The organism is Sphingopyxis sp. L1A2A (assembly GCF_005502465.1).
GTDB lineage: Bacteria > Pseudomonadota > Alphaproteobacteria > Sphingomonadales > Sphingomonadaceae > Sphingopyxis.
Genome location: NZ_SCOT01000003.1, coordinates 212883 through 233821, shown reverse-complemented (window position 1 = coordinate 233821; position 20939 = coordinate 212883). Strand labels below are relative to the sequence as shown.

The following is a 20939-nucleotide window of genomic DNA, read 5'->3' as shown; positions in this document are numbered from 1 at the left end:
TGTTTCTGCCCACCCCCGACCCCTCCCGCAAGCGGGAGGGGGGAGAAAATTCATGGCCCTATCCGGCATCATCACCGTCATGGAACGCGCCGCGCGCAAGGCGGGGACCAAGCTGCGCCGCGACTTCGGCGAGATCGAACATCTGCAGGTATCGCAGAAAGGCCCCGCCGATTTCGTGTCGAAGGCCGACCAGGCCGCCGAACGCACCCTGTATGACGAACTGGGCCGCGACCGTCCGGGCTGGGGCTTTGTGCTCGAAGAGGGCGGGGTGATCGAGGGTGATCCGGGCAAGCCGCGCTTCATCATCGATCCGCTCGACGGCACCTCGAACTTCCTCCACGCCATCCCGCATTTCGCGATTTCGATCGCGGTGCAGGAACCCAAGATCGGCGGCGGCTGGGGCGACGTGACCTCGTGCCTGATCTATCAGCCGGTCACCGACGAAAGCTATTGGGCCGAGCGCGGCCGCGGGGCGTGGCTGCACGACCGGCGCCTGCGCGTGGCGTCGCGGCGCCACCTCAACGAATGTCTGATTTCGACCGGTATTCCCTATATGGGCCATGGCAATATGGCGCAGTGGAGCCGCATTTTTGGTGCGGTCGCCCCCGAAGTTGCCGGTATCCGCCGTTTTGGCGCTGCCAGCCTCGACCTCGCCTGGGTCGCGGCGGGGCGCTACGACGGCTTCTGGGAAAGCGACCTCAAGGTCTGGGACGTCGCCGCGGGCATGTTGCTGGTCCGCGAAGCCGGCGGCTTCGTCAGCGATTTCCGCGGCGGCGACCGCGCGATCGAGCGCAGCGAGTTCATCGCGGGCAGCGCTGCGGTGCATTCAAAGCTGCAGAAACTCGTCGCGGGCGCGCTGCGCAACGCCTGAGACCGTTTGGCGCAGACAGCGCAAACGTCAAATGATCTCGTCATTGCGACCGAAGCGAAGCAATCCAGAGTAGCGTAGGCCGCTCTGGATTGCTTCTCTTCGCTCGCAATGACGTAAAACTTTGAGGCTGATACGCCTTACTTCTCGAAAATAAACTCGCGAAAACTGTCCATCAGCGTGGCCCAGGTGTTGAAGGTCTCCCCGACATTTTCGCGCGGGATGCCCGCGAAATCGAGGTCGACGTCCATTTCCAGCACCGGGTCGCCTTCATTGTCGCGATAGGCGCGCGCAAAGCGCTTGTCCTTGTTCCACTGGTTGAGCTTTTCGAGCGACACGTCCTTGGCGTCGTTGAATCCCATATAATATTGCAGCGTCTTGCAATTCTTGCCGTCGGTGCAGTTCATGAACAGGACGAGGAATTTGAGGTCGTTGCGATTGCTTTCGATATAGGGGTCGTCGCCGGGCTTGGCGACGATCGTCGCTGGCCAACCTTGCGACTCGACGATCGCCTCGATCGTCGCCGGATTGGTGGCGTTGACCAGTTCGGCGTGGACGGGCGCTGCTGGCAACAGGGTGGATGCGCCAAAAGCAAAGGCGGCACGCGTGGCAAATGATCTCATGAAACTCCCCCTATTTGAAACGCTGGCGAAACTGCGCTCCAGAAGCGCAGCATTGCTCCCCTTTTCCGGTGGCGTATCACAGCGATAGGCGCTGTCGCCAGCACCCTTTGTGCTTTTGCTCGCTTGGGCGGTGAAAATCATGCCCGCGGTGCTTGCGAGGCGCGGCGCGCTGGCCTAAAGCGCCCGCATAAACGGGTGTCAAACACCTCAAAACAAGACTGCGAGCTCCCATGGTCGATCTGACGCAATATCTGCCGATCCTGATATTCCTGGTCATTGCGGTCGGGTTGTCTTCGGCGTTCGTGTTCCTGCCGATGGGCGTGGCGCGACTGACCGGTGCGCACCAGCCCGACCCGGCGAAACTGACCGAATATGAATGCGGCTTCCCGGCGTTCGAGGATGCGCGCAGCCAGTTCGACGTGCGCTTCTATCTCGTCGCGATCCTGTTCATCATTTTCGACCTCGAAGCGGCATTTCTGTTTCCCTGGGCGGTCAGCCTGGAAGAAATCGGCTGGGCGGGTTGGGCCACGATGATGATATTCCTCGCCGAACTCGCGATCGGCCTTGTTTATGCATGGAAGAAAGGGGCGTTGGACTGGGAATGAGCAGCTCGATCATCCTGCCGCCCGGCCAGATGCCGGTTGCAAGCCCTGTCGCTCCGGGGACGAACCCCGACATGTCCTATTTCGACGATCTCAACAGCGAGGTCGGCGACAAGGGTTTTCTCGTCACCTCGACCGAGGATCTGTTCAACTGGGCGCGCACCGGCTCGCTGTGGTGGATGACCTTTGGCCTCGCGTGCTGCGCGGTCGAAATGATCCACGTCAACATGCCGCGCTATGACATGGAACGGTTCGGCGTCGCGCCGCGCGCCAGCCCGCGCCAGTCGGACGTGATGATCGTCGCCGGCACGCTGTGCAACAAGATGGCGCCCGCGCTGCGCCGCGTTTACGACCAGATGTCGAACCCGAAATATGTCATTTCGATGGGCAGCTGCGCCAATGGCGGCGGCTATTATCACTACAGCTATTCGGTGGTGCGCGGCTGTGACCGCATCGTGCCGGTGGACATCTATGTCCCCGGCTGTCCGCCGACCGCCGAGGCGCTGCTTTATGGCGTGATGCAGTTGCAGCGGAAAATCCGCCGCACCGGGACGATCGAACGCTGATGGCCCACGCCGCTCCCCTGATCGCGCCGCGCGCAACCCTCGCGGCTGAGCTGAAAAAACTGCTTGGCACCGACCTGCTGGCGCATGATTTTGCTGCCGATGAAGACAGCATCACCGTGGATCGCGATGCGATCGCCGGGGTGATGATCGCGCTGCGCGACAACCTAGAATATCAGCAGATGATGGAGATCGCCGGGGTCGATTACCCCGACCGCGCCGAGCGGTTCGAGGTCGTCTATCATCTGCTCAGCGTGACGCGGAACCACCGCCTGCGCGTCCGGGTGTCGACCGACGAGGCGACCCCGGTGCCAACGATCGTCCCGGTGTGGCCGAACGCCGGCTGGCTCGAACGCGAAGTGTTCGACATGTATGGGGTGCTGTTCGCGGGCAATCCTGACCTCCGCCGCATCCTGACCGACTATGGGTTCCAGGGGCATCCGCAGCGCAAGGATTTCCCGCTGACCGGCTATATCGAGCTGCGTTACAGCGAAGAGGACAAGCGCGTCGTGTACGAGCCGGTGAAGCTGGCGCAGGATTTCCGCAATTTCGACTTCCTTAGCCCATGGGAAGGCGCCGATTATGTGCTCCCGGGCGATGAAAAGGCCGGCGGCACGGGCGAAGCGCCGGGCAAGGGTGCGCCGACCCCGATGACCGCCAAAGAGGTCAAGCAGGACGACGGCAAGGCCAAGGCCGCGCCGCCGCCAACCCCGAAGACGACCGACAGCCCGGCGCAGACGGGCGCAGGGGCCAAGGCCAACAAGGCTGCGGCCAAGACGAGCCGCGACGGCGCGAAGGCGACGACCGCCGCGAAGGCGAAGAGTCCGGCGACGAAAAAGGCCGAAAAGGCGCCGGCCAAGCCGCGCGCGCCGCGCAAGCCTAAGGGAGGCGACGCATGACCGATGCTCCTGAGGTCAAGCACCACGGCAGCGACATGTTCGCGGGCTATCCGATCGACACCGCGAACACCGCGGGCGATCAGGCGGTCACCAACTATACGATCAACTTCGGCCCGCAGCATCCCGCGGCGCACGGCGTGCTGCGCATGGTGATGGAACTCGACGGTGAGATCATCGAGCGCGTCGATCCCCACGTCGGGCTGCTCCACCGCGGCACCGAAAAGCTGATCGAGTATAAGACCTATTTGCAGGCTTTGCCCTATTTCGACCGGCTCGACTATTGTTCGCCGCTCGGTATGGAGCACTCATACGTGCTGGCCATCGAGAAGCTGCTCGACCTCGAAGTCCCGGCGCGCGCCCAATATCTGCGCGTCCTGTTCGCCGAGCTGACGCGCATCTGCAATCACATGCTCAACATCGGCAGCCACGTCATGGACGTCGGCGCGATGACCCCGAATTTGTGGGTGTTCGAGCTGCGCGAAGATTGCCTCAACTTCTTTGAGCGCGCGTCGGGGGCGCGCATGCACTCGGCCTATTTCCGCCCCGGCGGCGTCCATCAGGATATCCCCGAAAAGCTGCTGGTCGACATCGGCGAATGGTGCGAAAAGCGGCTGCCCGAATTGTTCGGCGACGCGATGAGCCTGGTCATCGACAACCGCATCTTCAAACAGCGCAACGTCGATATTGCGACGGTTAGCAAGGAAGACGCGCTGGCATGGGGCTTCTCCGGCCCGATGATCCGCGGCAGCGGCATCGCATGGGATTTGCGCAAGTCGCAGCCCTATGACGCCTATGCGGCGATGGAATTCGACATTCCCGTCGGCACCCGCGGCGACTGCTACGACCGCTTCATGGTCCGCGTCGAGGAAGTCTATCAGTCGGCGAAGATCATCAAGCAGTGCCTGCGCGACATGCCGACCGGCCCGATCGCCAGCCTCGACCGCAAGGTCGTCCCGCCGAAGCGCGGCGAGATGAAGCAGTCGATGGAATCGCTGATCCATCACTTCAAGCTCTATACCGAGGGCTTCCACGTCCCCGCGGGCGAAGTCTATGTCGCGACCGAAAGCCCGAAGGGCGAGTTCGGCGTCTATCTGGTCAGCGACGGCACCAACAAGCCGTACCGCTGCAAGATTCGTCCGACGGCGTTCAGCCACCTTCAGGCGATGGACATGATGTCGAAGGGCCACATGCTCGCCGACACCACTGCAATTATCGGCGCCATTGACGTCGTTTTCGGAGAGTGTGACCGATAATGGCCGACGCACCCCAAATCCCCGACGAAGCCGAAACCCGCGCGCGCTGGGGCGCGTTCGCCTGGAGCGCCGAAAATGCCGAAAAGGCAAAGACCGTCATCGCGCGCTATCCCGCAGGGCGCCAGCGTTCGGCGGTGATGCCGCTGCTCGACCTTGCGCAGCGGCAGGTCGGTGCCGAGACGCAGACGCAGGGCTGGCTGCCCGTGCCGGTGATCGAATATGTCGCGGCGCAGCTCGATATGCCGTTCATGCGCGCCTATGAGGTCGCGTCCTTTTACACCATGTATAATCTGGCGCCGGTCGGCCGCTATCATGTCCAGGTGTGCGGCACGACGCCGTGCCTGCTGCGCGGGTCGGACGATGTCATGGCCGCGTGCAAGAATCGCGGCATGACCAAGGGCAAGACGACCCCCGACGGGCTGTTCACGCTGACCGAGGTCGAGTGCATGGGCACCTGCACCAACGCGCCGATGGTCCAGATCAACGACGATAATTACGAAGACCTTGATTTCGACCGCATGGCCGCGATCCTCGACGCGCTCGCCGCGGGCGAGACGCCGAAGGCGGGGACGCAGATTGCGGGTCGGCATACGAGCGAGCCCGAAGGCGGGCCGACGACGTTGAAAGAGATGGTCAAGGTCAACCATGACTATCGGAAGGAGTGGTGAGCATGCCGCCATTCACCGTCATCGCGAGAAGCGCAGCGACGCGGCGATCTCCAGCTATCGTCTTTGGCGCTGCGTCTGACCTGTGCGCTGGAGATTGCTTCGCTGCGCTCGCAATGACGAAATTGGGGGAAGGCGCATGAGCCTCCACGACAAGGATCGCATCTTCACCAACCTCTACGGCTTCCAGCCGTGGAACCTCAAATCGGCGCAGATGCGCGGGGATTGGGACAATACCAGGGATCTGATGAAGCGCGGCCAGGACGCGATCATCGAAGAGATCAAGGCGTCGGGCCTGCGCGGCCGCGGCGGCGCGGGCTTCCCGACGGGCCTGAAATGGTCGTTCATGCCCAAGGAGCCGCGCGCCGATCGCCCGAGCTTCCTCGTCATCAACGCCGACGAATCCGAACCGGGTTCGTGCAAGGACCGCGAGATCATTCGCCACGATCCGCACAAGCTGATCGAAGGCGCGCTGATCGCGGGCTTCGCGATGCGCGCGCGTGCCGCTTACATCTACATCCGCGGCGAGTTCATCCGCGAGGCGGAGACTTTGTTCGCGGCGGTGCAGGAGGCGTATGACGCCGGCCTGCTCGGTAAGAATGCGGCGAAGTCGGGTTACGACTTCGACGTCTTCGTCCACCGCGGCGCCGGCGCCTATATCTGCGGCGAAGAAACCGCGATGATCGAGAGCCTGGAGGGCAAGAAGGGCCAGCCTCGGCTGAAGCCGCCGTTCCCGGCGGGCGCGGGGCTTTATGGTTGCCCGACGACGGTCAACAATGTCGAAAGCATCGCGGTCGTCCCGACGATCCTGCGCCGCGGCGCGCCCTGGTTCTCCTCCTTCGGGCGCGAGAATAACAAGGGCACCAAGCTTTTCCAGATTTCGGGCCACGTCAACACGCCGTGCGTCGTCGAGGAAGAGATGAGCATCCCCTTCCGCGAACTGATCGACCGGCATTGCGGCGGCATCCGCGGCGGCTGGGACAATTTGCTCGCGGTGATCCCCGGCGGCTCGTCGGTGCCGCTGGTTCCGGCGGCCGAGATCATGGACGCGCCGATGGACTTCGACGGGCTGAAAGCCGTCGGGTCGGGGCTTGGCACCGCGGCTGCGATCGTCATGGATAAATCGACCGACGTCGTTCAGGCGATCAGCCGCATCAGTTACTTCTACAAGCATGAAAGCTGCGGCCAGTGCACCCCGTGCCGCGAAGGCACCGGCTGGATGTGGCGCGTGATGGAACGGCTGCGCACCGGCGACGCCGACATCAGCGAGATCGACACGCTGTACGATGTCACCAAGCAGATCGAAGGCCACACCATCTGCGCGCTCGGCGATGCCGCGGCGTGGCCGATCCAGGGGCTGATCAAGCATTTCCGCCCCGAAATCGAACGCCGCATCCGCGACAATGGCGGCGTGCTGGAGGCGGCGGAGTGATTCTCAGATCAATGATCTTGATTGTGGTCCCGATTGGCGCGCTTGCAACCGTGGCGGCTGCCCACGCGCAAAATACAGGCACCCGTATCGGGCCGTCGCCGGCGCAGATTCCGGATCATGTTGGGATGAGCAAGGACGATCGCAGCCGTCTCGCCATGTATCGGTATGCCGAATGCGTGGTTGATAGATGGCGCGCGCGGGTCGACGCCTATCTCGTTACATTCCCGGGCTCCACGCAAGCTCGCGAGATGGCGAACAAATTATCTGTGGATGAGTGCCTTTCGACCGGCGAGATGCAGTTTAGCGAGTCGTTGTTTCGGGGCGGGATTTACGACGTTTTGTATCGAAAGAGGTTCCAGAAGGTGGGGGCGCTGGATTTTAGCGCGGTCCCGGCGATCGACTATGCGGTGGGGAGTGAGGCTGATGCATATAGCCCCGCAGGGCCGAAGATTACTCTTCGCAAACTGGCGGATTGCACCGTTCGGAAATCGCCAGAAGCCTCCCGCACGCTAGTGCTCAGCATGGTCGCGAGCAATGGCGAAGACGCCGCCTTCGATAAGATCGTGCCATCAATGTCGTCCTGCATCGTGCAAGGGTCCACGGTGACCTTTTCTAAAGCCATATTCCGCGGCGTAATCGGCGAGGCGCTTTATCGTCTGTCGGCCAACGCCAGTCAGCCCGCTGCGGCAGTCGAGGATTGATCATGCCTAAAGTAACCGTAGATGGCGTAGAAATCGACGTTCCGCAGGGCGCGACCGTTCTGCAGGCGTGCGAGCTGGCGGGGAAGGAAATTCCGCGTTTCTGCTATCATGAACGCCTGAGCATCGCCGGCAATTGCCGCATGTGCCTGGTCGAAGTCGCGCCCGGGCCGCCGAAGCCGCAGGCGTCGTGCGCGCTGCCGACCGCCGAGGGGCAGATCATCAAGACCGACAGCCCGATGGTGAAGAAAGCGCGCGAAGGGGTGATGGAGTTCCTGCTCATCAACCACCCGCTCGACTGCCCGATCTGCGATCAGGGCGGCGAGTGCGACTTGCAGGACCAGAGCATCGCCTATGGCCGCGGCGCGACACGCTATGACGAAAACAAGCGCGCGGTGACCGAGAAATATATGGGCCCGATCGTCAAGACCGTGATGACCCGCTGCATCCAATGCACGCGCTGTGTCCGCTTTGCCGAGGAAGTCGCCGGGGTCGAAGATATCGGCGCGATCGGGCGCGGCGAGAATATGCAGATCACCTCGTATCTGGAGCGCGCGGTGGCGAGCGAGCTGTCGGGCAATGTCGTCGACCTCTGCCCCGTCGGGGCGCTGACCAGCAAACCCTATGCGTTCGAAGCGCGGCCGTGGGAGCTGACCAAGACGCTGGGCATCGACATGATGGACGCGGTCGGCACCAATGTCCGGATCGACGCGCGCGGGCGTCAGGTTCTCCGCGTGCTGCCGCGGATCAACGACGATGTGAACGAGGAATGGGCGAGCGACAAGACGCGCCACCATGTCGACGGCCTGACCCGCCGCCGCCTCGACCGGCCTTTTGTGCGCCGCGACGGCCAGCTGGTCGAAGCTAGCTGGGCTGAGGCGTTCGACGCGATCAAGGCCGTGAAGGCGGGCAAGTCGGTCGCGGCGATCGCGGGCGACATGGCCGACTGCGAGACGATGTTTGCTGCCAAGGCACTGGTCAATGCGCTCGGCTCGACTTTGCTTGAGGGACGCCAGACCGGGCTCGACTATGATGTCACCAGCCTGTCGGCGGTCAATTTCAACACGACCATCGCCGAGGCCGAAAATGCCGACGTGATTCTGCTCGTCGGCACGAACCTGCGCTGGGAAGCGCCGCTGATCAACACGCGCATCCGCAAAGCGGTGTGGAAAAAGGGTGCGAAGGTCTTTGCGATCGGTCCCGAGAAGGACCAGACGTACAAGGTGTCATGGCTCGGCGACGACGCCTCGCTCGTCGCCAAGCTACCCGCCGCGGCGCTCGACGCGCTCAAGGGTGCCGAACGCCCGCTGATCATCGTTGGCGGTGGTGGCCTTGCGGTTCCCGGTGTCCATGGTGCGGCGCTGGCGCTCGCCAAATCGGTGAACGCGGTCAAGGATGGCTGGAACGGCTTTTCGGTCGTTCATATGGCGGCGAGCCGCATGGGCGGGCTGATGCTCGGCTATGCACAGCCCGGCGGCATCAAGGACATTGTCGCGGCCAAGCCCAAGCTGGCCTTCTTCCTCGGTGCCGACGAGGTCGACTTCACCGGTTTTTCCAAGACGCTGAAGGTCTATGTCGGCCACCATGGCGACAAGGGGGCACACGCCGCCGACGTCATCCTGCCCGCGGCCGCATGGCCCGAAAAGGACTTCACCACCGTCAACACCGAGGGCCGCGTCCAGCGCAGCGAAAAGGCGGTGTTCGCACCGGGCGACGCGCGCGAGGATTGGAGCATTTTCCGCGCCCTCGCCGATACGCTCGGCGTGTCGCTTGGCTTCGACAGCTTCGCTGCGTGCCGCGCCGCGATGGTCGCGGCGGTGCCCGCGCTTGGGGTCGAAGGTCTTGCCGACTACGGCTGGTCGGCTCCCAAGCTGCCCGCCAAGCCCGAAGCGCGCGCGATCCCGTCGCCGATCAAGGATTTCTACCTCACCAACGCCATCTGCCGCGCGTCGCCGACGATGCAGCGCTGCTCGGACGAAATCCTCCATGGCGGTGACTATGCGGAGGCCGCGGAATGACCCCGGTACATGCAATCGCCAGCGTCATGCTGGCCGGGATGAGCTTTGCGGTGTGGCGCGGCTTTAATCCGCGCAACAAGTCCGAGAAGCCCGGGCCGCACAATGGCTGGCGGAACCAGGACGGGGCAGGGAAATGACCGAGACCTTCATCTCCTGGGGCATGGACCCGACTTGGGCGTGGGGTGTCGCGACGATCGCGGGCATCCTGCTGATCGCGCTGCCGCTGATGCTCAGCGTCGCGATGATCATTTATGCCGACCGCAAGATCTGGGCGGCGATCGCGCTGCGCCGCGGTCCGAACGTCGTCGGCCCCTTCGGCCTGCTGCAGAGTTTTGCCGACGGGCTGAAAGTGTTCCTGCAGGAAACGATCATCCCGACCGGCGCGAACCGCGGGCTGTTCCTGATCGCGCCGATCATCACCTTCACCGTCGCATTGATGGCGTGGGCGGTGATCCCGTTCAATTCGGGCGCGGTGCTCGCCGACATCAATGTCGGATTGCTCTACATCCTCGCGATCTCGTCGCTCGGCGTCTATGGCGTGATCCTGTCGGGCTGGGCGTCGAACTCGAAATATCCCTTCTTTTCGGCGATGCGCGCCTCGGCGCAGATGATCAGCTATGAAGTCTCGATCGGGTTCATCCTGATCGGTGTCGTGCTCTTTGCCGACAGCTTCAACATGAACGAGATCGTCAAGGCGCAGCAGGGCCATGGGCTCGGCTTCGTCAACGCGTTCGGCTTTAACCTGCTGCTCTTTCCGCTCGCGGTGATGTTCCTGATCTCGTCGCTTGCCGAAACCGCGCGCGCGCCGTTCGATCTGACCGAAGCAGAATCGGAGCTCGTCGCGGGGTATCAGACCGAATATTCGTCGATGGCCTTCGCGCTGTTCTGGCTCGGCGAATATGCCAATGTGCTGCTGATGTGCACGCTCAACGCGGTGCTGTTCTGGGGCGGCTGGCTGCCGCCGCTGAATATCGACCTGATCCCGTGGTTCGACATTCCGGGCTGGGTGTGGCTGTTCGGCAAGATCCTGTTCTTCTTCTTCGTGTTCAGCTGGGTCAAGGCGACCGTGCCGCGGTACCGCTATGACCAGCTGATGCGGCTGGGCTGGAAGGTGTTCCTGCCGATCTCGCTGATCTGGATCTTCCTGATCTCCGGCTATCTGATGCTGACGAGGTATTCATGACCACCATCGCCCATCTCATCAAATCCTTCACGCTGTGGGAGTTCGTCAAAGCCCATTGGCTGACGCTCAAATATTTCTTCAAGCCCAAGGCGACGATCAACTATCCGTTCGAGAAGAACCCGCTGTCGCCGCGTTTCCGCGGCGAGCATGCGCTGCGCCGGTATCCGAACGGCGAGGAACGCTGTATCGCGTGCAAGCTGTGCGAGGCGGTGTGCCCGGCGCAGGCGATCACGATCGAGGCCGAGCCGCGCGAGGACGGCTCGCGCCGCACGACGCGTTACGACATCGACATGACCAAGTGCATTTACTGTGGCTTCTGTCAGGAAGCGTGCCCGGTCGATGCGGTGGTCGAGGGGCCGAACTTTGAATATGCGACCGAAACGCGCGAAGAACTATTGTATGACAAGGCCAAGCTGCTCGCCAATGGCGACAAATGGGAACGCGCGATCGCGGCAAATCTTGCCGCCGACGCGCCCTATCGATAAGGGCGCGCGCATATGATCCAACTCACCGCCTTTTACCTGTTCGCGACCGTCGTCATTGCGTCGGCCGCGATGGTGATTTTCGCGCGCAACCCGGTCCACAGCGTCATGTGGCTGATCCTCGCCTTCTTCAACGCGGCGGGGCTGATGCTGCTCGCGGGGGCCGAGTTCATCGCGATGCTGCTCGTCATCGTTTATGTCGGTGCGGTCGCGGTGCTGTTCCTGTTCGTCGTGATGATGCTCAACATCGATTTCGCCGAGCTGCGCGCCGGTTTCGTGCGCTATCTGCCGCTCGGTGCGCTCGTCGCGATTATCCTGGCGGCTGAACTGATCTTCGCGGTCGGTGCGTGGAGCGCGGGCGGGGTCGACTTGGCCGCGCGCGCCGCGCCGGTCGTCAGCGACAAGAGCAATATCCAGCAGATCGGCGAACTGCTCTACACGCGCTACATCTTCCTGTTCGAAGCGGCGGGGATCGTGTTGCTGGTGGCGATGATCGGCGCGATCGTGCTGACACATCGCCAGCGCGGCGGGGTGCGCACCCAGAATATCTCGTTGCAGAACCAGCGCCGGCCGCAGGATGCGACGCGGCTTGTCGATCCGGGCGTCGGGCAGGGGATGGAATTGTGATTTCGCTGCTCACCCCCAACCCGTTCGCATCGAGCGCAGTCGAGATGCCCATCGTTCGGTCAGGCCTTCACGGTGTCTCGACTTCGCTCGACACGAACGGAAATGGAGTTCAGGCATGATTTCGGTCGGCCATTATCTCGCCGTTTCGGCGGTGCTGTTCACGCTCGGTGTGCTCGGCATCTTCATCAACCGCAAGAATATCATCGTCATCCTGATGGCGATCGAGCTGATTTTGCTGGCGGTGAACATCAACCTCGTCGCGTTCAGCGCGGCGCTTGGTGATCTTGTCGGGCAGGTGTTTGCGATGTTCGTGCTGACGGTGGCGGCGGGCGAAGCCGCGATCGGGCTCGCCATTCTTGTGATTTATTTCCGCGGCCGCGGCACCATTGCGGTCGATGACGCCAACCGGATGAAGGGGTAAGCCGGTGATTCAGGCGATCGTTTTCCTGCCGCTGCTCGCGGCGCTTGTCGCAGGGCTGGGCCAGCGGGCCATCGGCCCCTTTGCGGCCAAGCTCATCACCACCGGCGCGCTGTTCACCAGCTGTGCGCTGAGCTGGCCGATCTTTCTGTCGTTCGTGACCGGCAGCGGCGAAGCGGGCGTGACGCCGGTGCTGCATTGGGTGTCGTCGGGGGCGCTCCAGTTCAACTGGGAACTGCGCGTCGATGCGCTGACCGCGGTGATGCTCGTCGTGATTACGACGGTGTCGGCGCTCGTCCACCTCTATAGCTGGGGCTATATGGAGGAAGACCCGGATCAGCCGCGTTTCTTTGCCTATCTCTCGCTCTTCACCTTCGCGATGCTGATGCTCGTGACCGCGAACAATTTGGTCCAGATGTTCTTCGGCTGGGAAGGCGTCGGTCTCGCGTCGTACCTGCTCATCGGCTTCTGGTACAAAAAGCCGAGCGCCAACGCCGCGGCGATCAAGGCGTTCGTCGTCAACCGCGTCGGCGACCTTGGCTTCATGCTCGGCATCTTCGGCACCTTCCTGGTGTTCGGCACCGTCTCGATTCCCGAGATACTCGCCGCCGCACCGGGCATGGCGGGTTCGACGATCAGCTTCATGGGGATGCGTCTCGACACGATGACGATCCTCTGCCTGCTGCTGTTCATCGGCGCGATGGGCAAGTCGGCGCAGCTGGGCCTGCACACTTGGCTTCCCGACGCTATGGAAGGCCCGACCCCGGTGTCGGCGTTGATCCACGCTGCGACGATGGTCACCGCGGGCGTCTTCATGGTGTGCCGCCTGTCGCCGATGTTTGAAACCAGCGACGTCGCGCAGGGCGTCGTGATGTTCGTCGGCGCTGCGACCTGCTTCTTCGCCGCGACCGTCGCGACGACACAGTGGGACATCAAGCGCGTCATCGCTTACTCGACCTGTTCGCAGCTCGGTTACATGTTCTTCGCTGCGGGCGCGGGCGCTTATGGCGCCGCGATGTTCCACCTGTTCACGCACGCTTTCTTCAAGGCGCTGCTGTTCCTCGGCGCCGGCTCGGTCATCCATGCGATGCATCACGAGCAGGACATGCGTTATTATGGCGGCTTAAGGAAACAGATCCCGATCACCTATTGGGCGATGATGCTCGGCACGCTGGCGATCACCGGCGTCGGTATCGCGGGCGTCGCGGGTTTTGCCGGCTTCTATTCAAAGGACGGCATCCTAGAGGCCGCTTTCGCGAGCGGCGGCGGCGGCGTGGTGGCTTTCTGGGTAGGCATTTTTGTCGCCTTCCTCACCAGCTTCTATTCGTGGCGCCTTGTCTTCCTGACCTTCCACGGCAAGGCGCGCTGGGAACAGAGCGAGCATATCCAGCACGCTGTTCATGGCGAGCATGAAGATCCCTCGGACGAGCATTCGGCCGACGATCATGCGCATGTGCACCACCACGACACGCACGGCGATGGCACCGCGGGCTATAAGCCGCACGAAAGCCCGGTCACGATGCTGATCCCGCTGATCCTGCTGTCGGTCGGCGCGGTGTTCGCGGGTATCGCCTTCCACCACCCGTTCATCTACCCCGAAGAGGGGCTGGCGTTCTGGAACGGCAGTATCGCGTTCGACGAACATCTGATGCACGCCGCGCATGAAGTGCCGTTGTGGGTGAAATGGACGCCGTTCACGGTGATGGCGATCGGGCTGTTCCTGGCGTGGAACAGCTATATCCGCAACACGACGCTGCCGGCGCGCTTCGTGGCGCAGTTCAAGCTGCTCCACCAGTTCCTGTTCAACAAATGGTATTTCGACGAGCTGTACAACATCCTCTTCGTCAAACCGGCGTTCGCGATCGGCCGCTTCTTCTGGAAGCGCGGTGATGAGCAGACCATCGACCGTTTCGGTCCCGATGGCATGGCGGCGCTCGTTCAGGGGGGCACGCGGCTCGCGGTGCGGCTGCAATCGGGTTATGTTTATGGATATGCGTTTGTGATGCTGCTCGGGCTTGTCGGCCTCGCCAGCTGGGCCATGGTGAAGTTCCTGTGAGCGGCTTTCCGATCCTTCCGCTGATGCTGGCGGTCCCCGCGGTCGCCGCCATCGCCTGCCTGTTCGTGGGCGACAAGATGGCACGCTGGGTCGCGCTCGGCGCGACGCTGGTCACCTTCGTCCTTGGCTGTGTGATGTGGGCGCAGTTCGACATCGGCGGGCCGCAGTGGCAGTTCACCGAACGCGCCGACCTGTTCGGGCGGTTCAGCTGGGCGCTCGGCATCGACGGCATGGCGCTGATGCTGATCATGCTCAGCGTGTTCCTGATGCCGCTCTGCATCCTGGCCAGCTGGGACGCGATCAAGCAGCGCGTCGGGCTCTACATGGCAATGTTCCTGATCATGGAAACGATCATGATCGGCGTGTTCTGCGCGCAGGATCTGCTGCTGTTCTACATCTTCTTTGAAGCCGGATTGATCCCGATGTACTTCATCATCGGCATCTGGGGCGGCGCGAACCGCAAATATGCGGCGTATAAATTCTTCCTCTACACGCTGCTCGGGTCGGTGCTGATGCTGGTCGCGATGATCGCGATGATCGCCGAAGCGGGGACCACCGACATCCCGACGCTGCTCAACTACGACTTCCCGGTCGAAATGCAGACGTGGCTGTGGCTCGCCTTTTTTGCCAGCCTTGCGGTCAAGATGCCGATGTGGCCGGTCCACACCTGGCTTCCCGACGCGCACGTGCAGGCGCCGACCGCAGGGTCGATGATCCTGGCGGGCGTGCTGCTGAAGCTCGGCGCTTATGGCTTCATCCGCTTCATGATGCCGATGTTCCCCGACGCGTCAGCGCAGCTGATGTGGATCGTGTTCGGCCTGTCGATGATCGCGGTGGTCTACACCAGCCTTGTCGCACTGGCGCAGAGCGACATGAAGAAGCTGATCGCTTACTCGTCAGTCGCGCATATGGCGATCGTCACCGCGGGCCTCTTCGCGTTCAACCAGCAGGGCATCGAGGGCGCGTTGATCATCATGCTCAGCCATGGGGTCGTGTCGGCCGCACTCTTCTTCTGCGTTGGCGTGATCTATGACCGGCTCCACACGCGCGAGATCGACCGCTACGGCGGGCTGGCGGTCAACATGCCGGCCTATGCTTTGTTCTTCATGCTGTTCACTATGGCGTCGATCGGTTTGCCGGGGACCAGCGGTTTCGTCGGCGAATTCCTGAGCCTGGCGGGCATTTATGAAGCGTCGAGCTGGGTTGCTTTCGTGTGCACCACCGGGATCATCCTGGGTGCCGCGTACATGCTCTACCTCTACCGCCGCGTCGTGTTCGGCGAACTGACCAAGGACGATGTAAAGGCGATGCCCGACCTCAACGCGCGCGAATGGACGATCATGGTGCCGCTGGCCGCCGTGGCGTTGTGGATGGGCGTTTATCCCGAAAGTTTCCTTGCCCCGATGCGCGGCGATGTGACGACGGTTGTCGCGCGGCTGGCGCCGGCCAAGCCCGCGGGCGATGCCCATCTCGCCGCCGGCAAACCAAAGGCGGCCAAGGCCCATGGTGAAACCGCCCATGGATCGAGCCATGCGGGAGGCGTCCAATGACCGCCGATCTCGCGCTCATCTGGCCCGAACTGATCCTGACGATCGGTGGGCTCATCACGCTGATGCTCGGCACTTTCATGGGCGACCGGCAAGTCGGCCTTTACCAGCTCAGCGCGCTGCTGACGCTGGCCGCGGCCGCGGCATCCGTCGTCGCGTTGTTCGGTATCGAAACGACGGTTTTTTCCGGCACATTGTCGGTCGATAGTTTCGGCGGCTTTGCCAAGCTGCTGATCTATGCCGCCAGCTTTATCTGCATCATCATCGCGCCGCGCTTTTTCAACGGCGGCATGCGCGCCGAATATCCGGTGCTGATCCTGTTTGCCGCGCTCGGCATGGGCATCATGGCGTCGTCGCGCGATCTGATGACACTGTATGTCGGGCTCGAACTCAACAGCCTGGCAGCCTATGTCCTCGCCAGCTTCATGCGGACCGACGAACGCTCGACCGAAGCGGGGCTCAAATATTTCGTCCTCGGCGCGCTTGCGTCGGGCATGCTGCTTTACGGCATCTCGCTGCTCTACGGCTTTACCGGCACCACCGATTTTGCCGGGATCGCAAAGGTAATGGGCGGCGAGCTCAATATCGGGCTGATTTTCGGCATCGTGTTCGTGCTCGCGGGGCTTGGTTTCAAGATCAGCGCGGTGCCGTTCCACATGTGGACCCCCGACGTTTATGAAGGCGCGCCGACCCCGGTGACGACCTTCTTTGCCAGCGCGCCGAAAGTGGCGGCGATGGCGCTGATGACGCGCGTCGTCATCGACGCGATGGGGCCCGCGGTCGGCGCGTGGCAACAGATCATCATTTTCCTCGCGCTCGCCTCGATCATCCTCGGCGCGGTCGGCGCGATCGGGCAGAAGAATATCAAGCGCCTGCTCGCTTATTCGTCGATCAACAATGTCGGCTTCATGCTCGTCGGCCTTGCAGCGGGAACGCAGCAAGGGGTCGAGGGGGTTTTGACCTATCTGCTCGTCTATGTCGTCACCACGCTCGGCGCCTTCCTGGTGGTGCTGCAATTGCGCGATGCTGATGGCAACCAGATCGAGAGCATCCCGGCGCTTGCGGGGCTGTCGCAGCGCCGCCCGGGCCTAGCCGCGGCGATGGCGGTGTTCCTGTTCAGCCTGGCGGGCATCCCGCCGCTGTTCGGATTCTGGCCGAAATATCTGGTGTTCGAGGCCGCAGTGAACGCCAATTTGGTGCCGCTGGCGGTCGCCGGGATCGTCGCGTCGGTGATCGGGGCTTTCTATTATATCGCGATCATCAAGACGATGTATTTCGACGATAAATCGGACACCGAAATCCCCGCCGGCGGCGGTGCGATTGTCGAGGATGCGGTGATCACGGCCAGCGCGCTGTGGCTGTCGGTCATCGGCTATCTGTTCATTCCGGTGCTGGCGGTGGTTTCGGCCAGCGCCGCCGCGGTGCTGTTCTGATCCCGCCGATCGAGCGGATAGCGCAGACAGGTTCGACCAACGCCGACCTGCTGGCGCGGCTGGCCAGCGGTGAGCATGTCGGTGAAGGCCATTGGCTGATCGCTGACCGCCAGACCGCCGGGCGCGGCCGTCTGGGGCGCGGCTGGAACGACGGGCAGGGCAATTTCATGGGCTCGACCGTCGTTCACCTGACAATTGGCGACCCGTCACCGGCGACGCTGGCGCTGGTCGCCGGGGTGGCGCTGGCCAAGACCGTCGCCGCGCTCGCACCGCACATCGACGCGCAGCTGAAATGGCCGAACGACCTGTTGGTGGGCGGCGCGAAATGCGCGGGCATCTTGATGGAGCGCACCGGCAATTCGGTGGTGATCGGCATCGGCGTCAATCTGGTCGCCGCACCTGATCTGCCCGATCGACCGACCGCAACGCTGATGGACAAAGGTGTCGCGCTCGACCGCGATCATTTCGCCGGGGCGCTGGGCATCGCGATGATCGACGCGCTGTGGACGTGGCGGCAGGAAGGCGTGGCGAGCATCGTGCGCGCCTGGCTGCCGCTGGCGCATCCGCTCGGCACGCCGCTGCATGTGTCCGAACAGGCCATCGACGGGACATTCGATGGCCTGGCCGAGGACGGTGCGCTGCGCTTGCGCCTGGGTGGCGGCGAGACCATGCTGGTACACGCCGGCGATGTCGAATTGCGCCGCCCGGTCGAAGAGGGGAGATAGAAGTGCTGCTCGCGATCGATGTCGGCAACACCAATGCCAAATTCGCGCTGTTCCGCGGCGCCGAACTGCTCGCGCGCTGGCGGATCGCGACCGACGACCGCCGTACCGCCGACGAATATATGGTGTGGCTCGATCAGTTGCTGCGCATCGAGGGGCATGACCGCGCGCAGGTCGATGCCGTGATCATCTCGACCGTGGTGCCGCGCGCGCTCCACAATCTCCAGCTCCTCGCGGTTAAATATTTCGGCGTCGACGCGCTGGTCGCCGGGCGCGAGCCGGTGACGTGGGGCATCGCGCTCAAGGTCGACGAGCCGCGCTCGGTGGGCGCCGACCGCGCGGTCAACGCGATCGCGGCGCAGGCGGTCGAGCCCGGCAAGGACAAGCTGGTCATCAGTTTCGGCACCGCGACGACGCTCGACCATATCGGACCCGACGGCGCCTATCTGGGCGGCATCATCGCGCCCGGGGTGAACCTGTCGCTCGAGGCGCTGGTCGCCGCCGCCGCCAAACTCCCGCGCATCGCAATCGAAGCCCCGGCAACTGGAAGCGTGATCGGGCGGACCACCGAAAGCCAGATGCTGATCGGCGTCTATTGGGGTTATGTATCCATGATGGAGGGCCTAATAGGGCGTATGAAATCCGAAATCGCCAAACCGCTCACCGTCATCGCGACCGGCGGCCTCGCCACGCTGTTCCAGGAACAGGCGCACCTGTTCGATCGGATCGAACCCGATCTGACGCTGAACGGCCTGATGCACCTCTATGCGCAGCGGGGCGCCGCGGCATGACCGTTCCTGGCAAAGAGCTGTTGTTCCTCGCGCTCGGCGGGTCGGGCGAGATCGGCATGAATGCCAATCTCTATGGCTGTGACGGCAAATGGATCATGCTCGACCTGGGGGTGACGTTCGGCACCCATGACTATCCCGGCATCGATATCATCATGCCCGACCTGGAATTTATCGAGGATCGCAAAAAGGATCTGCTCGGCATTGTCCTGACCCATGGGCATGAGGATCATATCGGCGCCTTGCCCTATCTCGCCGCCGACCTGGGCGTACCGCTTTACGCCAACCGCTTCACCGCCGGGCTGATCGCCAACAAGCTGGCGGAAGAAGGGCTGGAGAAAGACGTCAAGATCAAGACTGTCGACATCGACGCGCATTTCCGGCTCGGCCCCTTCGGCATCCGCCTGATGCCGCTCGCGCACTCGATCCTCGAGATGAGCGCGGCGGTGATCGACACGCCTTATGGCCGCGTGTTCCACACCGGTGACTGGAAGCTCGATGCCGATCCGGTGCTCGGTACGCCGTCGAGCGCTGCGGCACTGACCGCGATCGGCGACGAGGGTGTCGATTTCCTTGTCGGCGATTCGACGAATGCGTTCAATCCTGAGGCATCGGGCAGCGAGGGCGATCTGTATGACGGGCTGCTCACCGCGGTCGGCAATGCCAAGGGACGCGTCATCGTCACGACCTTTGCCTCGAACGCGGCGCGCCTCAAGACGTTGGGCCGCGTCGCTACCGCAACCGGGCGCACCCTGTGTGTTGCCGGACGCTCGCTTGACCGCATTTTGGGCGTGGCGCGCTCGGTCGGCTATCTGAAAGACTTTCCACCGACGGTCGATTTCGACGAGGCCATGCGCCTGCCGCGCGACAAGGTGATGGTGATTGCCACCGGCGGGCAAGGCGAACCGCGCGCCGCGCTGGCGCGCATGGCGGCGGACAGTCACCAGATCAAACTCGCGCCCGGTGACACGGTCGTCTTTTCGTCGAAGCAGATCCCGGGCAACGAAGTCGCGATCGGGCGGATCATGAACCAGCTTGCCGCCAAGGACATCCTGACCGTTACAGAAAAGCAGGCGCATATCCATGTCAGCGGCCACCCGGGGCAGCCCGAACTGGCGGCGCTCTATGGCTGGCTGCGTCCCAAGCTGGTGGTGCCGGTGCACGGCGAGATCCGGCACATGCACGAACAGGCGCGCTTTGCGCTGGAAAGGGGTGTCCCCGACGCGCTGATCCAGGAAAATGGCGACCTGGTCCGCCTCGCCCCCGGTCCCGCCAAAATCCTCGAGCGCGTCCGCGCCGGGCGGCTGATTCTCGACGGCGATGTGATCCTGCCTGCCGATGGCGAGACGATCAACGAACGCCGCAAGCTGGCGCTGCACGGGCATATCACCGTCGCGGTCATCTTTACCGGCAAACGTTTTACCGAGGTGGCGGTCAGCTATCGCGGCGTCCCGGTCGAGGATGAGCGCGAGGCGTTTGTCGACGAGATGCGCGAAGCGGCCGAGAAAGCCGCGCTGGTCCCCGCCAAGGAACAAGAAAGAATGCGCGAGGCGATCCGGCTGAGTGTGCGCCGCGTCGCGACCGACTGGACCGGCAAAAAGCCCGTCGTCGATGTCATGCTCGTGCAGCTCTGAACGGACCGACGACAATGAAATGGACTTCGGCGCTCGCCATCTTTTCGCTGTTCCTGGCGCTCAGCGCTTTTTTCGTGCTGCCCTTCCATGGTCGAAAGGCGAGCGACGATGAGGCGCCGCTGGTCAGGGGGCAGGATCGCGGCGCACCCGCGGTGTTTCGGCCTGCGCGCATTCTGTTGCAGATGACGATCGTCGCGACGATCGGGTTCGTCATCTACTACGTCGCTTATGTGAACGGCTGGGTCGATCCGGACGTGCTGAGCGGGCGGGCCTGAACCCGACGGCTCGATTACCGATCTGACTCGCCTGCTTTGGGGTGGATTGCGGCCATTCGCCCTCCTCGTCATTCCCGCGAAAGCGGGAACCCAGCGCGCAACGCTGGCTCGCTGGGTTCCCGCTTTCGCGGGAATGACGAAGGGAAGAGAGAG

22 protein-coding genes are annotated in these 20939 nt (G+C 63.1%); 21 read left to right on the top strand and 1 reads right to left on the bottom strand.

Annotated elements, in window-relative coordinates; all coding sequences use genetic code 11:
* Positions 1-52 precede the first annotated feature (52 nt).
* The gene (locus FFS68_RS03740; protein WP_137751959.1) at positions 53-871 is read left to right on the top strand and encodes an inositol monophosphatase family protein; all 819 of its coding nucleotides are present in this window, start codon (positions 53-55) and stop codon (positions 869-871) included.
* A gap of 137 nt (positions 872-1008) precedes the next feature.
* Here FFS68_RS03740 and FFS68_RS03735 read toward each other — a convergent pair whose 3' ends face one another.
* Positions 1009-1491 carry a YbjN domain-containing protein gene (locus FFS68_RS03735; RefSeq protein ID WP_137751958.1) on the bottom strand — a complete coding sequence of 161 codons (483 nt, stop codon included), beginning with the start codon at positions 1489-1491 and terminating at the stop codon, positions 1009-1011.
* 230 nt (positions 1492-1721) lie between these two features.
* Here FFS68_RS03735 and FFS68_RS03730 point away from each other — a divergent pair, with 230 nt between their 5' ends.
* The 20 genes from FFS68_RS03730 (at position 1722) to FFS68_RS03635 (ending at position 20786) form a co-directional block, all read left to right on the top strand.
* Positions 1722-2096, top strand: a complete 375-nt coding sequence (locus FFS68_RS03730) for an NADH-quinone oxidoreductase subunit A (protein WP_137751957.1) — start codon at positions 1722-1724, stop codon at positions 2094-2096.
* A 29-nt stretch (positions 2097-2125) separates the two neighbouring features.
* Complete coding sequence (locus FFS68_RS03725; RefSeq protein WP_137751978.1) at positions 2126-2659, top strand: NADH-quinone oxidoreductase subunit B; 534 nt, start codon at positions 2126-2128, stop codon at positions 2657-2659.
* Positions 2659-3555 (top strand): NADH-quinone oxidoreductase subunit C, encoded by an 897-nt coding sequence (locus tag FFS68_RS03720; RefSeq protein ID WP_137751956.1) that lies wholly within the window; start codon positions 2659-2661, stop codon positions 3553-3555. Before FFS68_RS03725 ends, FFS68_RS03720 begins: the two co-directional genes overlap by 1 nt.
* 35 nt (positions 3556-3590) lie before the next feature.
* A complete protein-coding gene (locus tag FFS68_RS03715; RefSeq protein ID WP_171003738.1) occupies positions 3591-4808 on the top strand; it encodes an NADH-quinone oxidoreductase subunit D in 1218 nt (405 codons plus the stop codon).
* Positions 4808-5476 (top strand): NAD(P)H-dependent oxidoreductase subunit E, encoded by a 669-nt coding sequence (locus FFS68_RS03710; RefSeq protein WP_137751954.1) that lies wholly within the window; start codon positions 4808-4810, stop codon positions 5474-5476. The genes FFS68_RS03715 and FFS68_RS03710 overlap by 1 nt, the downstream gene beginning before the upstream one ends.
* A 136-nt stretch (positions 5477-5612) precedes the next feature.
* The gene (nuoF, locus tag FFS68_RS03705; RefSeq protein ID WP_137751953.1) at positions 5613-6905 is read left to right on the top strand and encodes an NADH-quinone oxidoreductase subunit NuoF; all 1293 of its coding nucleotides are present in this window, start codon (positions 5613-5615) and stop codon (positions 6903-6905) included.
* Between the two features lie 11 nt (positions 6906-6916).
* Positions 6917-7606 carry a hypothetical protein gene (locus FFS68_RS03700; protein WP_137751952.1) on the top strand — a complete coding sequence of 230 codons (690 nt, stop codon included), beginning with the start codon at positions 6917-6919 and terminating at the stop codon, positions 7604-7606.
* A gap of 2 nt (positions 7607-7608) precedes the next feature.
* Positions 7609-9621, top strand: coding sequence for an NADH-quinone oxidoreductase subunit NuoG (gene nuoG, locus FFS68_RS03695; RefSeq protein WP_137751951.1), 2013 nt, complete (start codon positions 7609-7611; stop codon positions 9619-9621).
* Positions 9618-9758, top strand: coding sequence for a hypothetical protein (locus tag FFS68_RS17795; RefSeq protein ID WP_171003735.1), 141 nt, complete (start codon positions 9618-9620; stop codon positions 9756-9758). The genes nuoG and FFS68_RS17795 overlap by 4 nt, the downstream gene beginning before the upstream one ends.
* Positions 9755-10804 (top strand): NADH-quinone oxidoreductase subunit NuoH, encoded by a 1050-nt coding sequence (nuoH, locus tag FFS68_RS03690; RefSeq protein WP_137751950.1) that lies wholly within the window; start codon positions 9755-9757, stop codon positions 10802-10804. Before FFS68_RS17795 ends, nuoH begins: the two co-directional genes overlap by 4 nt.
* The gene (gene nuoI / locus FFS68_RS03685) at positions 10801-11289 is read left to right on the top strand and encodes an NADH-quinone oxidoreductase subunit NuoI (RefSeq protein ID WP_137751949.1); all 489 of its coding nucleotides are present in this window, start codon (positions 10801-10803) and stop codon (positions 11287-11289) included. Before nuoH ends, nuoI begins: the two co-directional genes overlap by 4 nt.
* A 12-nt stretch (positions 11290-11301) precedes the next feature.
* Positions 11302-11913, top strand: a complete 612-nt coding sequence (locus FFS68_RS03680; protein ID WP_137751948.1) for an NADH-quinone oxidoreductase subunit J — start codon at positions 11302-11304, stop codon at positions 11911-11913.
* Between the two features lie 115 nt (positions 11914-12028).
* A complete protein-coding gene (gene nuoK, locus FFS68_RS03670; RefSeq protein ID WP_053554267.1) occupies positions 12029-12334 on the top strand; it encodes an NADH-quinone oxidoreductase subunit NuoK in 306 nt (101 codons plus the stop codon).
* Between the two features lie 4 nt (positions 12335-12338).
* Positions 12339-14387 carry an NADH-quinone oxidoreductase subunit L gene (gene nuoL / locus FFS68_RS03665; RefSeq protein WP_137751947.1) on the top strand — a complete coding sequence of 683 codons (2049 nt, stop codon included), beginning with the start codon at positions 12339-12341 and terminating at the stop codon, positions 14385-14387.
* Entirely contained in the window at positions 14384-15937 is a 1554-nt protein-coding gene (locus FFS68_RS03660; protein ID WP_137751946.1) for an NADH-quinone oxidoreductase subunit M, read from the top strand. The genes nuoL and FFS68_RS03660 overlap by 4 nt, the downstream gene beginning before the upstream one ends.
* Positions 15934-17367, top strand: a complete 1434-nt coding sequence (gene nuoN, locus FFS68_RS03655; protein ID WP_137751945.1) for an NADH-quinone oxidoreductase subunit NuoN — start codon at positions 15934-15936, stop codon at positions 17365-17367. The genes FFS68_RS03660 and nuoN overlap by 4 nt, the downstream gene beginning before the upstream one ends.
* The gene (locus FFS68_RS03650) at positions 17289-18092 is read left to right on the top strand and encodes a biotin--[acetyl-CoA-carboxylase] ligase (RefSeq protein ID WP_137751944.1); all 804 of its coding nucleotides are present in this window, start codon (positions 17289-17291) and stop codon (positions 18090-18092) included. The genes nuoN and FFS68_RS03650 overlap by 79 nt, the downstream gene beginning before the upstream one ends.
* A 2-nt stretch (positions 18093-18094) precedes the next feature.
* Positions 18095-18880, top strand: a complete 786-nt coding sequence (locus FFS68_RS03645) for a type III pantothenate kinase (protein WP_137751943.1) — start codon at positions 18095-18097, stop codon at positions 18878-18880.
* Positions 18877-20511: a ribonuclease J gene (locus FFS68_RS03640; protein ID WP_137751942.1), complete on the top strand. Its 1635-nt coding sequence runs from the start codon at positions 18877-18879 to the stop codon at positions 20509-20511. The genes FFS68_RS03645 and FFS68_RS03640 overlap by 4 nt, the downstream gene beginning before the upstream one ends.
* A 14-nt stretch (positions 20512-20525) precedes the next feature.
* Positions 20526-20786: a DUF1467 family protein gene (locus tag FFS68_RS03635; protein ID WP_137751941.1), complete on the top strand. Its 261-nt coding sequence runs from the start codon at positions 20526-20528 to the stop codon at positions 20784-20786.
* Positions 20787-20939 lie beyond the last annotated feature (153 nt).

What these genes read in the sequence shown, in the direction of transcription:
- FFS68_RS03725 (WP_137751978.1), top strand. Translation starts at nt 2,126, where the DNA reads ATGCCGGTTGCAAGCCCTGTCGCTCCGGGGACGAACCCCGACATGTCC.
- FFS68_RS03735 (WP_137751958.1), bottom strand. Translation starts at nt 1,491, where the DNA reads ATGAGATCATTTGCCACGCGTGCCGCCTTTGCTTTTGGCGCATCCACC.
- nuoF (WP_137751953.1), top strand. Translation starts at nt 5,613, where the DNA reads ATGAGCCTCCACGACAAGGATCGCATCTTCACCAACCTCTACGGCTTC.
- FFS68_RS03730 (WP_137751957.1), top strand. Translation starts at nt 1,722, where the DNA reads ATGGTCGATCTGACGCAATATCTGCCGATCCTGATATTCCTGGTCATT.
- nuoH (WP_137751950.1), top strand. Translation starts at nt 9,755, where the DNA reads ATGACCGAGACCTTCATCTCCTGGGGCATGGACCCGACTTGGGCGTGG.
- FFS68_RS03740 (WP_137751959.1), top strand. Translation starts at nt 53, where the DNA reads ATGGCCCTATCCGGCATCATCACCGTCATGGAACGCGCCGCGCGCAAG.
- FFS68_RS03720 (WP_137751956.1), top strand. Translation starts at nt 2,659, where the DNA reads ATGGCCCACGCCGCTCCCCTGATCGCGCCGCGCGCAACCCTCGCGGCT.
- nuoN (WP_137751945.1), top strand. Translation starts at nt 15,934, where the DNA reads ATGACCGCCGATCTCGCGCTCATCTGGCCCGAACTGATCCTGACGATC.
- FFS68_RS03640 (WP_137751942.1), top strand. Translation starts at nt 18,877, where the DNA reads ATGACCGTTCCTGGCAAAGAGCTGTTGTTCCTCGCGCTCGGCGGGTCG.
- FFS68_RS03710 (WP_137751954.1), top strand. Translation starts at nt 4,808, where the DNA reads ATGGCCGACGCACCCCAAATCCCCGACGAAGCCGAAACCCGCGCGCGC.
- nuoI (WP_137751949.1), top strand. Translation starts at nt 10,801, where the DNA reads ATGACCACCATCGCCCATCTCATCAAATCCTTCACGCTGTGGGAGTTC.
- nuoK (WP_053554267.1), top strand. Translation starts at nt 12,029, where the DNA reads ATGATTTCGGTCGGCCATTATCTCGCCGTTTCGGCGGTGCTGTTCACG.
- FFS68_RS03680 (WP_137751948.1), top strand. Translation starts at nt 11,302, where the DNA reads ATGATCCAACTCACCGCCTTTTACCTGTTCGCGACCGTCGTCATTGCG.
- FFS68_RS03635 (WP_137751941.1), top strand. Translation starts at nt 20,526, where the DNA reads ATGAAATGGACTTCGGCGCTCGCCATCTTTTCGCTGTTCCTGGCGCTC.
- nuoG (WP_137751951.1), top strand. Translation starts at nt 7,609, where the DNA reads ATGCCTAAAGTAACCGTAGATGGCGTAGAAATCGACGTTCCGCAGGGC.
- FFS68_RS17795 (WP_171003735.1), top strand. Translation starts at nt 9,618, where the DNA reads ATGACCCCGGTACATGCAATCGCCAGCGTCATGCTGGCCGGGATGAGC.
- FFS68_RS03715 (WP_171003738.1), top strand. Translation starts at nt 3,591, where the DNA reads ATGTTCGCGGGCTATCCGATCGACACCGCGAACACCGCGGGCGATCAG.
- FFS68_RS03700 (WP_137751952.1), top strand. Translation starts at nt 6,917, where the DNA reads ATGATCTTGATTGTGGTCCCGATTGGCGCGCTTGCAACCGTGGCGGCT.